Genomic DNA, 12900 nt, shown 5'->3' with positions numbered 1-12900 from the left:
AAAATAAAATGATTTCTACTCTCTTATTGTAAGGCTTTTCATTCTGTTGTAGTATAATACATGAAACACTATTTTATAACTTTTCGAAACACGGAGGTACACTATGCCTATCTACTTTTATCAAACCAATCAGCAGCTGCCTTTATCTCTGGAAAGCATCGGCAACGATTGGGCGCAAGATGACGTCGCTCGTCCTGATGGCTATCCCTACTTCCATTGGCTGCAAACCGAGCAAGGGGAAGGCCGAATCACATTTGGTCAGGAATCGTTTATCTTACGTCCGAATGAAGGCATTTTGATTTTTCCTTTTACGCCCCATCGCTATTATCCATTGACTAACTGGAAAACATCCTTCGCCACATTCCAAGGCCCTTTGGCAGCTGAGGTGTTAAAGCAGTACACGAATCAGCCCTATATATTAGCTGAAGAGTCAGAAACCTTTTCTTATGTCACCTGGATCAATCAACGGATCAAAGAAGACCAACAAATCAGTTGGGACCCGCTACGGGCTTCTAGCGAATGTTACCGCTTTTTATTGGCGATCATGCAAGAACGCTCAGGGAATCCAACAGAAAAACACCCGCTGTTCCAACAATATCTGGTTCCCGTTATACAAGAAATCGAAACGAATTACGATCAGGCGATCACGATCAAAGAACTAGCAGGGCTCGTCTATGTGTCACCACAGTATCTCTCACGTTTGTTCCAACGTTTTTTGGGGCAATCTACTGCACAATATTTATTGAACTACCGCATGACCCGAGCCAAAGAGCTTTTGGTGGCACAGCCAGATCTGCCCATTCAACAAGCTGCCTTCGCAGTGGGGTTTCAAGATGCAAGTCACTTTACAGCATTATTCAAAAAAAGAGTCGGCTTAACTCCATTAAAGTTTCGCCAACTCTATCATTGATTTTTCGGTTTTAAGACGTCTTGCCATTGCCCCATCTGATCGATAAACTTCTTACTTTTTAAATGAATGCCCACATATTCATCATATAATAAATCAATCACTCGTCGGATCGCGGCTTTCGTTTCTGGCTTTAATTTGATTGAAGCAATCTGCTCGTAGGATATTTGCGAAAATAAGCGAATAAAATGGATCGCCCGAGAATCAGCATGATAACGACGTTCGTCCATCCCCCAGTGCTGTTCACATAAAATACCGCTATATTTTGAGGAATAGTCAAACCGACCGTCGGTTTTTCCGCAGATCGCACAATGGGTCCAATTCGGGGTGATCCCGAAACGGTGCAAAATCTGGATCTCAAAAATATTGGTGATGATCTCTGCGTCGTTTTCTTGGTCCATTAATTGCAAGGCCTCATGTAAAAATTGGTATAGATGTGGGTCATAGACCCGATCATCAATAGCAGAATCAGCCAAATTCAATAAGTAGGTTGCATAACCAGCAATAAAAATATCACTTTGGATCGTACGAAAAGGATGGATGTCTTTGGCATTGTTTAAAAAGGACAAGCCTTCCGTTTTGATGGTTCCCATGTAGGTGGCTTCAGTATAGGAGAGCAGTGCTGGTGCCAAGGGGTTGTTTTTCCGATGGGCACCCTTGACATAAAACATTTGCTTCCCAGCAGATTCCGTAAAGATTTTGACTAGCTTGTCTTTTTCTTTATGGTCTTTTGAAAAAAGCAAGATTCCTTTTGTTTCAACAAGATTCATCGTCGCACCCCATTTCTTTAAAAAAACTGATCCAGTTCGCTAACTGCATCAGTTTTTCTTCATTAAAACAGATCATGTTTGATCTGCATGTCATCAATACTCATCTTTGCGATAGCCATAATCTGTTAAGAATGTTTGCTTGTCGCGCCAATCTTTTTGAACTTTTACCCATAATTCCAAGAAGACTTTGTCATCTAACAAGTGTTCAATGTCTAAACGAGCTTTCGTACCGATCTGTTTCAGCATTTTTCCGCCTTTGCCGATGATAATGCCTTTTTGACTGTCACGTTCGACAATGATCGTCGCTTGAATATGCACCTTGTCATTGTGGTCTCGTTTCATGGAGTCAACCACGACCGCTACTGAGTGAGGTACTTCATCTCTGGTCAGTAGCAAGACTTTTTCCCGCACCAATTCGGAAACGATAAAGTATTCTGGATGATCCGTGATTTGATCCTCTGGGAAGTACTGAGGCCCTTCTGGCATTTCATCGATCAGTAGCTTCATTAACGTTTCGAAATTATTGCCTTCTGTTGCGGAAATCGGTACGATCTCAGCAAAGTCCATTTGTGAGGAGTAGTCTTCAATAATTGCCAATAAGGCATCTGGATGGACTTTATCAATTTTATTGATCACGAGGAAAACCGGTGTCTGACTTTGGCGCAATCGTTCGATAATAAAATCATCGCCCTTCCCACGCTTTTGGTCCGCACTGATCATAAATAGCGTCACGTCAACTTCTCGCAGTGCACTATAGGCGGTTTCAACCATAAAATCGCCTAAACGGTGTTTGGGTTTGTGGATCCCTGGTGTATCGATAAAGATCAGCTGTGCGTCATCCGTCGTGTAGACCCCTTGGATTTTGTTACGGGTCGTTTGCGCTTTGTCACTCATGATCGCGATTTTTTGTCCTACGACTCGATTTAGTAGTGTTGATTTCCCAACATTTGGCCGCCCGACGATCGCAACGAAGCCTGATTTGTGTGTTGTCATTGTTGTTCCCCTTTATCTTGTGTTTTGGTGCGCATCAGAAGAGCTGCAGCAATTTTGGCAAGAAGATGATCGCTGCGACGACTAACGCAAAAACTGCAGTCATCAGCACGGCACCAGCTGCCATATCTTTGATTTTTTTTCCAATAGGATGGAAATGGAAATCTGTAAACATATCTACGACGTTTTCAAAGACGGTGTTGATGATCTCAACGATCCAGACTAAGAAAACAGCTAGTAGCAACCAGAGCCATTCCATTTGACTCAAACGGAAAATAAAGCCCACAATGATCGCAACGATTCCTAGTGCAACATGTTTACGCATATTGCGTTCCTCTTTAAAGACGGTTTTTATACCAGTGAAAGCAAATTCGATCGACGAAATAAATTGTTTGTTTTTCCCAATATTCTTATCTTTTGAGTCCATAGGCATCCAGTATTTCCTTTTGCAATCCAAACATTTCCTTTTCATCTTCAGGTGTCATATGATCATAGCCATTGATATGCAAGAAACCATGTAACGCCAAGAAACCCAGCTCCCGATCATAGGTATGCCCGTATTCAGCAGCTTGTTCTTTCGCTCGTTCAATGGAGATCATGATATCTCCAAGATCACGCGGCAGCTCTTCAAGGGCTTCGTCAAAAATGATCGACAGCTCTTCGTCTGTTTCTTCTTCAAAGGCAAAACTAATGACATCCGTTGGCATATCTTTGCCGCGGTACTCCCGATTGATTTCTTGGATCGCCGCATTGTCCATAAATGTGACGGACATTTCTGTATCCTCTGGAAGTTCTAAATGTCCTGCAGCAAATTGCAGCAGTCCTTCGATCTCTTTGATCTTGGTTTCCCCCACTGAATTTGTCTCATCTAAAAAGGTAATCTCCATTAGCGCTCTCTTCTTTCTTGTTCTTCTTTCATTTTCTCTGCTTCCGACTTCATTTTTGGATATTTGATCCGTGAATGGAAGGTACTGCAAAGTCCGTTGACCAGTGATTTTTCAATCATTCGGATTTCTTTCAAAGTCAGGCCTGTTTCATCCAGTTGACCGTCTAAGATCCGATCATTGATGAGATTTGCAACAAATTCTTGAATCTTTTGATTTGTTGGATTTTCCATCGCTCGAACAGCTGCTTCACAACTATCCGCGATACTCACAACGCCAGCTTCTCGTGTTTGCGGTTTTGGACCAGGATAACGGAAATCTTCTTCCGTCACCTCGGGATTACGCTCTTTGGCTTTCACGTAGAAATAACGCATCAAGGTCGTGCCATGGTGTTGACGACAAATGTCGATCACCATGCGCGGCATTTTGGCTTCTTCGAGAATTACCGCCCCATCGATCACGTGACCGAAGATAATTTGTTTGCTGTCTTCAGGCAACAAGAAATTATGCGGGTTTTCGGCACCAGCAGGTAAATTTTCTACGAAGAAATTGGCATGTTTGACCTTGCCGATATCATGGTAATAACAAGCCACACGAGTCAGTAAGCTTTGCCCGCCGATTTCGGCAACGGCATTGGCACTAAGATTGGCAACCATCATACTGTGATGATACGTTCCTGGCGCTTCTTCCAGCAACTGTTTTAACAATGGATGATTCGGGTTACTCAATTCATTTAACACGATCATACTCTCATCCGTCACCAACAATTCGATGTAAGGATGTAGTCCCATCGTTAGCAAATAGCTTAAGAGAGAGCCTGCTAAACCACAAATGATCGTGGTCCAAGTGTTCCCGCGAGCAAAATCCATTCCTTGGAAAATCACCAGCACAAAACTCAGTAAGAGCGGAAAGACGATCACCCACGCTACTGCCGTTTTCCCTTGACTAGCGATGCGGGCGCGCTTGATCATCGTTCCCATCAAGCCAGAGAACAAATAGGTGACTAAGACGGTCGTCAACAAGTTGGTTCCGCTAGAATCAAAGTAAATAAAGAGTGCACTGATTACTTGGAAAATCGCAGACAAAATCCCCAAACGACGGCTGGAGAAAATACTCAGGATCAACGGTGTAAACGCAGCTGGGAAAAACAGCGGGATAAAGGTCACTAATTCAGATTGGAAAAGTTGGAAAAACTTCATGATCAAAATACTGAATGCCATTGCCAAAATATAAAACGTGACCGCATTCATCCGTTTTTCCACGTCTTTCGTCTGTTTCGTGTAATAAAACACCATAAGCATCTGTAAGACTGTTGCTAACACTAAAGCGATCAATGGAAAAACAGAAAAGGTCTGATTAGTCATTCCTAAAAGCTGCAGCTTCTCTAGGGCATTGGCATCGATCTGCGAGCCCTCACGGACAATGATCTCTCCTTGATAAATCATCACTGGAGGAACAGCATCCATGGCGGTTTGCCGTGCTTCTTCTGTCCGTTTTTCATTTGGGATATCGTTCACGACGATTCCTTGATTGACTAAGAAACGTAAGACAGAAGCCATGTCTGAGCTAACATCTAAGAACTGGATCTTATCTTCCGCCTCAGAACGAAACGTACTTAATTCCGTTTGGCGGATCTGTTTCGCCATTTGTTCATCAACTAATTGTAGCGCATAGGTACGAACTGTATTTAATTCATCATCACTTAATGAGAACATCGTCGTCAAAAAATTATTGGTAAATGACTGATAAAAATCCAGTTCATCATCACTCATTTTTTCAAATTCTTGTTTTAAGGCTGCGATATATTCATCTGTACTAGGTTTAGGGATATTTTCATCCTCATCGGCCTCAGCCACTTTTTTTTCATGGGCTTCATCCACTGATTTTTTGACTGAAGCAACTAAGTCAAATAAATGATCGATACGATCATGCTGCGTTTGCGCCAGTGTATCCTGATACGTGTACTCTGGTGGTACAGCTTCGGCAGCCAGTTTACGCTTTTGTTCCGTCGCAGCGGTGTTTTCGATCGTTTTATTGGCACGGATATTTTCTTCCGCCACTTGACCTTCGCTATAATCGACATTGTTTTGTTTGACGCTGGTGTACATGATACCAATCGAAAAAAGAAAGAAAAGGAACATCAAAACTGGTAGATAGAATTTCCCAAGTCTTTCTCTAAATTTCCGTAGTGGTTGAATGATCATAGTTCTCCTCCTAAAAGACGATCAGCGCTTGTCTTTAAGATCTGCTTCTTCATATGCACGAATAATCTCGGCAACAACTGGATGCCGCACGACATCTCCTGCTTCAAAATTAGCAAAAGCAATTTTAGGGATCTCTTGTAACGTTCGTTCGGCGTGGATCAGGCCGCTTAAAGTCCCTTTTGGCAAATCGATCTGGCTGGTATCGCCATTGACGATCATTTTAGAGTTGAATCCTAAACGGGTCAAAAACATTTTCATTTGAGCGATCGTCGTATTTTGCGCTTCATCTAAAATGACAAAGGCATCTTCTAGCGTACGTCCACGCATATATGCCAATGGTGCGATCTCAATGACGCCTCGTTCCATGAGACGGTTCGTATGATCCATCCCAAAAATTTGATACAACGCATCATAAACGGGGCGTAAGTAAGGATCGACTTTTTCTTTCAAGTCTCCTGGTAGGAATCCAAGATTTTCTCCTGCTTCAACGGCGGGACGTGTCAAAATGATTTTTTGCACTTGGCCTTTCTTTAGAGCTGCAATTGCCATTACGACTGCTAAGAAGGTCTTTCCGGTTCCAGCAGGGCCGACACCAAACACTACATCATGTTTACGGACGGCTTCGATATATTTTTTTTGCCCAGCATTTTTCGCTCGGATCGGTTTGCCGTTACGGTCTTTGATGATCTCTTCTTCATACATATCTTTGAAATAATCAAGACTGCCCTTATTCACCATATTCAACGCAGTGATCACATCAGGGGTACTGATATTGATGCCTCGTTTGATCAACTCTTGCAAAGCCCGAATCACGGATTGTGCCTTTTCAGCGGCTTCAGTTTCTCCTACGATTTGGATCAGCTCACCACGAGTGTGAATGACCGTTCCTGTGGAGTCTTCAATAATTTTGATGTTCTTATCGTGGGCACCTAATAATAAACGAACGTCATCGTTTTCACTAAGTGTTATCTCGATCGTTATTGTTTTGTCTGTCAAATATGTTACAGCTCCTTTTTTGGCGTTCTTATTAATAATAACATAAGATGGAAAAAAGAAAAATTACTTATCAAGCACAACAGTCGTTTCCCCTTGTCCTTATGCTTTTTTTAAGTTTTCGAAATCAGAAAAAAAAGCCGCAAGCATGTCATCCATACTTGCGGCGTGAGCTTACATTTGATCCAATAATTCTTTAACGATCGCATTGACTTGATTGCCGTCTGCTTTGCCTTTAACTTGTGGCATTACAGCACCCATCACTTTTCCAAATTCTTTGGAAGAAGAAGCACCAGTCTTTTCAATCGCTCCAGCGACGATTTGGCGGATTTCCGCTTCATCGAGTTGTGCTGGCAAATATTTTTCAACAACTGCAATTTCAACTTTGACTTTCTCTGCTAGATCATTTCGGTCAGCTTTCTCAAACTCATTTAAAGAATCACGACGCTGTTTCATCTCACGAGACAAAACGGTCAACTCTTCTTCTTCATTCAAGTCAGAACCTTTTTTGATCTGCTCATTTTGAATTGATGCTTTCAACATGCGGATCACCTGCAAGGTTTCCTTGTCTTTGGCTTTCATCGCTGTCTTCATGTCATCATTCAGTGTACTTAGTAGTGTCACACTACCAGCTCCAATTCTCAAAACAGTAGAAAATTAGAATTTTTTGCGTTTTCTAGCTGCTTCAGATTTTTTCTTACGCTTTACGCTAGGTTTTTCGTAAAATTCACGTTTACGAGATTCCTGTAAAGTACCCGCTTTTGACACGGAACGTTTGAAGCGACGAAGAGCATCGTCAAGTGATTCGTTTTTGCGAACGACTGTTTTTGACATGTAAATTCCCTCCCTCCGAGCTTAAAAAGTAACCGTAGTTGTTATTGAAATAAAATCCCAAAAAACACGACTGTCCTTTAAAAATTATAGCTAACCCCTGAAAAAGTGTCAAGGCATTCTGTTAAAAAAGTCTTCGATCCCATCAAGTTTGTTTGGGTTTTCATTGACATTCTTCACAACGGCCCAAAATCTCGAAGCGATGTCCCTCGATCAAGCAGCCAGGAAGCTGTTCTTGGAAGAAGTCCATCGGGCAAATATGCAGTTCTTTTGTTTTGCCACAAACCGTGCAAATAAAGTGATGGTGATGATGGTCCTCTAATTCTGCACAGCAGTTATAGCGAAACTTCATCTCCCCGTTCAGCTCTGTTTCTTCTAAAATACCGATCTCAGAAAAATCATGCAAATTCCGGTAGATCGTATCATAACTCAAGCCAGGATACTTTTCTGACATGTATTCATGAATTTCCTTGGCTGGCAAATAGCGATTGCGTTTCACTAAATAGGTGATGATCGCTTCTCTTTTTTTGGTGTATTTAAAGCCATTTTCTTTCAATGTAGTCATGGCATGCTCAATAAGTGTTTGATTTTTCATCGTAGGCCCTCCTGATAAATCAAAATCATTCCGATTCTATCGATCTTAAGTATGGTATAATGAAATCAATAAAAAAGCAAGAGAGGATTTTTCTTATGAAGCCAACTGAACCTGAACAACCAGACTTGCAAGAAAAATTGCAAACCAGTGCCGCAGTGACGATGTTCGTGTTGTCGGACTCTGCCGGCGAAACGGCATCGAAGCTTGCACAAGCGACAATGGCCCAATACCCCAGCGTCGAATTTAACCTTTTTAGACGCACGTTTATCCACACAAAAGAGCATTTGATCAAAGCTTTGTCTGATGCAAAAAAACACAACGCCATTATTCTTCATACCTTGATCAAAGAAGAACTTGTAGATTTGACGAATCATTTTTGTGAAGAAGCTGACCTTTACCATTTCGACGTATTGACCCCTCCAGTAAGTGAAGTAGAGCGACGAACTGGCGTAGCACCTTCACGAGAGCCAGGGGCTTTGCACCACTTAAACGAAAATTATTTCAAACGCATCAAAGCCATGGAATTTGCGGTTATGTACGATGATGGGAAAGACCCTCGTGGCTTCTTGGAAGCAGATGTCGTGTTACTAGGGGTTTCTCGGACGTCAAAAACGCCTTTGAGTCTATTTCTAGCAAACAAAAATTTAAAAGTTGCTAACCTGCCTTTAGTGCCGCAAGCCCACATCCCAAAACAGCTCTGGGAAATCGATCCGAAAAAAATCGTCGGGCTAACAAACGATCCGAATGTGTTAAACAGTATTCGCAAAGAACGGATGCGCTCCTACGGCTTGAACCCAGATTCTGCGTATTCCGATATCGAAAAAATCAAAGCGGAGCTGACGTTTGCCAATGATCTGTATGAAAAACTAGGCTGTGTCGTGATCAATGTCGCTTCTCTTTCCATCGAAGAAACCGCCTCTATGATTTTAAATGCATTAAACTTAGAAGATCATAGTTATTACACGTCAGAAACGAAAGACTAACATCGATGAAGCAATGAAAAACGGTGAGCAGAAAATCTTCTGCTCACCGTTTTTGGTCTGTCGCTCATTTATTATTCTCTTTTAGAACACTTGCAGCCCTTCACGATCGATTTGTAATTGTTCGATATACGCATTGCTCTCCAAGGCGTGCAAAAGTTTTGAAATTCGTTCTGCCCGTTCCTCTGGGACGATCGCTAAGACCGTAGGACCTGCGCCGCTTAAGAAACAGCCATAGCCGCCTTCTTCTTCGCAGATTTGGCGAATGGTCGACAAGTGCGGCACAAGCTTTTCCCGATAGGCTTCATGAAAACGATCCTGCTGCATCAATTTTCCTGCAAGAGGTAGATTGCCATTGATGACCGCTGCGATCATCACGTTGGCGATCGCACTGGCTTCGACAGCTTGCTCGTGCGAAAGGGTCTGCGGCAAGACTTGACGACTTGCTTCAGTCAACAGTTCTTCATGAGGAATATAGGCAATGATCTCGCACTCTGGAAAATGATGCTTGACTAAATACGTATGCTTGTGCTGATGGTCGTAAGCAGCAACCGCAAAATCTCCATAAATCGCTGGTCCAACGTTGTCAGGATGCCCTTCGATGGCAGTTGCGATCTCAAGCTTTTGTGCTGCACTCAGATTCATATGGGCCATGCGGTTGGCTAGTTCAATCCCGGCGACGATCACTGAGGAACTGCTGCCTAAGCCTCGTGCCAAAGGAATGTCCGAACTCATTCGGATTTTCAAAGGCTTCATGTTTGGTGCTAATTTCAATGCCACACGCAAAAGCAAGTTGGTTTCATCCGTTGGGATCTCTGAACCTAGCTCATGGATGATCTCCCACGTATCGTTTTCTTTTAAAACTTCAATGAACAAATACTTTGACAGGGCAATCCCGCAGGAATCAAAACCAGGCCCTAAGTTCGCACTGGTTGCAGGAACGCGGATCTTCATAGATTGGCAACTCCTTCACGAAGATGCTGACGCATTTCTTCTAAATCACTCATCTTATTGATGGTTACTTCTGTCGCTTTGATAGCTGTATCAGGATCTTTCAGACCATTTCCAGTAAAGACGGCAACGACAGTCTCACCTGGTTTGATTTTCCCTGCTTTCACGTGCTGGATGACACCAGCCAGCGAGGCAGCTGAGCCTGGTTCAATAAACACACCATCTTGCGCAGCAATTTTACGGTAAGCATTCAAAATTTCCTCATCGGTTACTGCATCGATGTGTCCATTTGATTCATCACGAGCGGCTTCTGCCAACTGCCAGCTGGCTGGATTGCCGATCCGAATCGCTGTAGCGATCGTTTCTGGCTGTTCGATGACTTCCCCACGGACGATCGCAGCAGCACCTTCAGCTTCAAACCCATGCATTCTTGGCAACGTGGTGCCTTTTTTCTCATGCCATTCTTTGAACCCTTTCCAATATGCCGAGATATTCCCTGCATTACCGACAGGAATCGCAAGAACATCCGGCGCTTGTCCTAATTGTTCGCATACTTCAAAGGCAGCTGTTTTTTGTCCTTCTAAACGATAAGGATTGACTGAGTTTACTAGCGCCACGGCTTCAGTTTCTGCAATATCCCGGACCGCTTTTAACGCTTCATCAAAGTTTCCTGGAATCGAAATGATATCGGCTCCATAAACGATTGCTTGCGCCAATTTTCCCATAGCGATCTTGCCATCTGGAATAACAACGTAGGCTTTGATACCCGCTCTGGTGGCATAAGCTGCTGCTGCCGCACTGGTATTTCCTGTCGATGCACAGACGATTGCTTTGGCACCTTCTTCCACCGCTTTTGCCACCGCCATGACCATCCCTCGGTCTTTAAAAGAGCCTGTCGGATTCAGCCCTTCGTATTTTCCATACAATTGAATCCCTAATTCCTTGGAAAGGCTTGGTAAGGGAATCAACGGCGTGTTGCCTTCAGCCAGCGACAATGCTGGTGTATTTTCGTTGACTGGCAGATATTCCTTGTATTGATGCAATAATCCTTGATACATGTTTATTCCTCCATCACTTTCATTATTTGTATGTCTTGTGCATCGGTATAAGTTGCGAGTTTTTCTGTTAGCTCTTTTTCGCTCATTGGATTGGTGATTCCAGCTATTCGTTGGTCTGCTTCGTTGAACACCGTTTGCTCAAACGCAAACCATTCTGGAAGAGCGTTCCCTTTGATCTCTTGACTTGAAAAAGACACATAATGCCGGCTAGGCACTTCTTCTACAGATGCTAATGCTGTTTCTTTTTCAAAAGTTAGAAAAGGTTCAACGATCCCAAAACTTTTATTTTTTGCTAAAACGGTCAAATCCGCTACCACGCTGGTGGCCGTCGGTCGCGATCCTGCTCCTGGTCCATAAACCATTGATTGATCGATGCCTTCACTCTCGATAAAAATGCCATTAAACTCGTTTTGGATCGTCGCTAACGCATGGTTTTTCGGCACTAATACAGGTCCAACTGACACAGTAAGGGAACCGTCAACTGTCTTTTGTGCTGCACCGATCAACTTCACTTCATAACCAAAGGCTTGTGCCTGCTTAATATCTGCCACAGCTAAGCCACGGATGCCTTTTGTTGCCACATCAGCAACATGGATCGTTTTCCCAAAAGCAAATTTGGTCAGGATCACCATTTTATAAGCCGCATCGATACCGTCAACATCATTGGTAGGATCTGATTCGGCAAAGCCTTTTGCTTGGGCTTGTGACAAAGCATCTTCATAGGTCATGCCATCTTCCGTCATTTTCGTCAGCATATAATTGGTCGTCCCATTGACGATGCCAAAAATTCCTGTGATGGTATCAGGCAGATAGTGGGTGCTCAATGTACGCAAGATCGGAATGCCACCACCCACGCTGGCTTCATAATAAAGAGACACCCTGGCTTTTTCAGCGATTGCCAGTAGCTCAGGTCCATGGGTGGCAATCAAGTCTTTATTTGCCGTCACAACGTGCTTCTTATTTTCTAAAGCAGCTGAAATAAACGCTTTTGCCGGATCGATCTTCCCGATCAATTCCACAATTACGTCGATGGTCTCATCTTCAAACAACTCATTTGCCTCATTCGTCAACGCAAACCCGTACTTAGCCGCTAACGCAGACTTATCCTCGTAAGGCGAAGCTAATGCTTTCGTGATTTGCACACTGACTCCTGTGCGTGCCAGAATGGCTTCTTTTTGCTCTGCCAACACTTGGCATACCCCGCTGCCGACAACACCCATTCCTAATAATCCAATGTTCAATTGCTTACCCATAATGCCCCCTAACTGAAAACGTTATTAAAAACCGTTCATCTAATTTTAATATTTCCACTAGCATACCAAAAACAATAAGAAAAAACTAGGACTTTTGAGAAATTCTCGCCCTAGTTTTAACGGTGATGGATATGTTCGAATGTTTTTTGCAAAATATCCACAACATGTTTGTCATCAAGACTATAAAGGATGGTTTTTCCTTGTCTTTCCGACTTTACGATCCGATTATCTTTCAAAAGTTTCAGCTGATGAGAAACTGCTGATTGTTCCATATGTACTTGTTCTGCAATCGAAGTGACATTGCGCTCTCCTTCTTGAAGAGACAACAAAATTTTTAGTCTAGTGGGATCACTAAGCATTTTAAAAATCTGTGTTACTTGCTGAATTTCTTCTAGTTTCGGCGTAGTCATCGCGCCACATCCTCTCTTATTTCCTTTTGCATTTTAGCCCTTGATAGACAGCTTGTCAATCAATGCTCGACGAT

Annotated in this window: 15 protein-coding genes; 2 read left to right on the top strand and 13 right to left on the bottom strand. The window is 43.0% G+C overall.

Annotated elements, in window-relative coordinates; translation table 11 throughout:
* Positions 1–103: 103 nt before the first annotated feature.
* On the top strand, positions 104–910 hold the full coding sequence (locus IGJ44_RS07120) for an AraC family transcriptional regulator (protein WP_005225848.1): 807 nt from the start codon (positions 104–106) through the stop codon (positions 908–910).
* On the opposite strand, the gene recO is transcribed toward IGJ44_RS07120, so the two are convergent.
* The 9 genes from recO to IGJ44_RS07075 form a co-directional block, all read right to left on the bottom strand.
* A complete protein-coding gene (gene recO, locus IGJ44_RS07115) occupies positions 904–1677 on the bottom strand; it encodes a DNA repair protein RecO (protein WP_005225847.1) in 774 nt (257 codons plus the stop codon). The two genes, IGJ44_RS07120 and recO, sit on opposite strands and share 7 nt — an antisense overlap.
* A 93-nt stretch (positions 1678–1770) precedes the next feature.
* Positions 1771–2670: a GTPase Era gene (gene era / locus IGJ44_RS07110; protein ID WP_005225846.1), complete on the bottom strand. Its 900-nt coding sequence runs from the start codon at positions 2668–2670 to the stop codon at positions 1771–1773.
* A 34-nt stretch (positions 2671–2704) separates the two neighbouring features.
* Entirely contained in the window at positions 2705–3094 is a 390-nt protein-coding gene (locus IGJ44_RS07105) for a diacylglycerol kinase family protein (protein WP_270266577.1), read from the bottom strand.
* Positions 3078–3554 (bottom strand): rRNA maturation RNase YbeY, encoded by a 477-nt coding sequence (gene ybeY, locus IGJ44_RS07100; RefSeq protein ID WP_005225844.1) that lies wholly within the window; start codon positions 3552–3554, stop codon positions 3078–3080. Before ybeY ends, IGJ44_RS07105 begins: the two co-directional genes overlap by 17 nt.
* A complete protein-coding gene (locus IGJ44_RS07095; protein ID WP_167827432.1) occupies positions 3554–5755 on the bottom strand; it encodes an HD family phosphohydrolase in 2202 nt (733 codons plus the stop codon). The genes ybeY and IGJ44_RS07095 overlap by 1 nt, the downstream gene beginning before the upstream one ends.
* Before the next feature lie 21 nt (positions 5756–5776).
* Positions 5777–6751 carry a PhoH family protein gene (locus tag IGJ44_RS07090; protein ID WP_005225842.1) on the bottom strand — a complete coding sequence of 325 codons (975 nt, stop codon included), beginning with the start codon at positions 6749–6751 and terminating at the stop codon, positions 5777–5779.
* 171 nt (positions 6752–6922) lie between these two features.
* Entirely contained in the window at positions 6923–7372 is a 450-nt protein-coding gene (locus tag IGJ44_RS07085; protein WP_005225841.1) for a GatB/YqeY domain-containing protein, read from the bottom strand.
* Between the two features lie 33 nt (positions 7373–7405).
* Positions 7406–7582 (bottom strand): 30S ribosomal protein S21, encoded by a 177-nt coding sequence (rpsU, locus tag IGJ44_RS07080; protein ID WP_002356740.1) that lies wholly within the window; start codon positions 7580–7582, stop codon positions 7406–7408.
* A gap of 160 nt (positions 7583–7742) precedes the next feature.
* The gene (locus tag IGJ44_RS07075; RefSeq protein WP_005225833.1) at positions 7743–8174 is read right to left on the bottom strand and encodes a Fur family transcriptional regulator; all 432 of its coding nucleotides are present in this window, start codon (positions 8172–8174) and stop codon (positions 7743–7745) included.
* Positions 8175–8269: 95 nt separating this feature from the next.
* On the opposite strand from IGJ44_RS07075, the gene IGJ44_RS07070 reads away from it, so the two are divergent.
* Positions 8270–9157, top strand: a complete 888-nt coding sequence (locus tag IGJ44_RS07070; protein WP_010748043.1) for a pyruvate, water dikinase regulatory protein — start codon at positions 8270–8272, stop codon at positions 9155–9157.
* Between the two features lie 81 nt (positions 9158–9238).
* On the opposite strand, the gene thrB is transcribed toward IGJ44_RS07070, so the two are convergent.
* The 4 genes from thrB to IGJ44_RS07050 all read right to left on the bottom strand — a co-directional run bounded on the left by thrB (position 9239) and on the right by IGJ44_RS07050 (position 12826).
* On the bottom strand, positions 9239–10108 hold the full coding sequence (gene thrB, locus IGJ44_RS07065) for a homoserine kinase (protein ID WP_005225831.1): 870 nt from the start codon (positions 10106–10108) through the stop codon (positions 9239–9241).
* Positions 10105–11163 (bottom strand): threonine synthase, encoded by a 1059-nt coding sequence (gene thrC, locus IGJ44_RS07060; protein WP_081118105.1) that lies wholly within the window; start codon positions 11161–11163, stop codon positions 10105–10107. The genes thrB and thrC overlap by 4 nt, the downstream gene beginning before the upstream one ends.
* Before the next feature lie 2 nt (positions 11164–11165).
* Entirely contained in the window at positions 11166–12416 is a 1251-nt protein-coding gene (locus tag IGJ44_RS07055) for a homoserine dehydrogenase (RefSeq protein ID WP_430606490.1), read from the bottom strand.
* Positions 12417–12532: 116 nt separating this feature from the next.
* A complete protein-coding gene (locus tag IGJ44_RS07050) occupies positions 12533–12826 on the bottom strand; it encodes an ArsR/SmtB family transcription factor (protein ID WP_005225828.1) in 294 nt (97 codons plus the stop codon).
* Positions 12827–12900 lie beyond the last annotated feature (74 nt).

This window comes from Enterococcus sp. DIV1368d, assembly GCF_050542975.1.
Lineage (GTDB): Bacteria > Bacillota > Bacilli > Lactobacillales > Enterococcaceae > Enterococcus_D > Enterococcus_D casseliflavus.
Note: the sequence above shows the minus strand (reverse complement) of the source record. Positions and strands in the feature narration are given on the sequence as shown.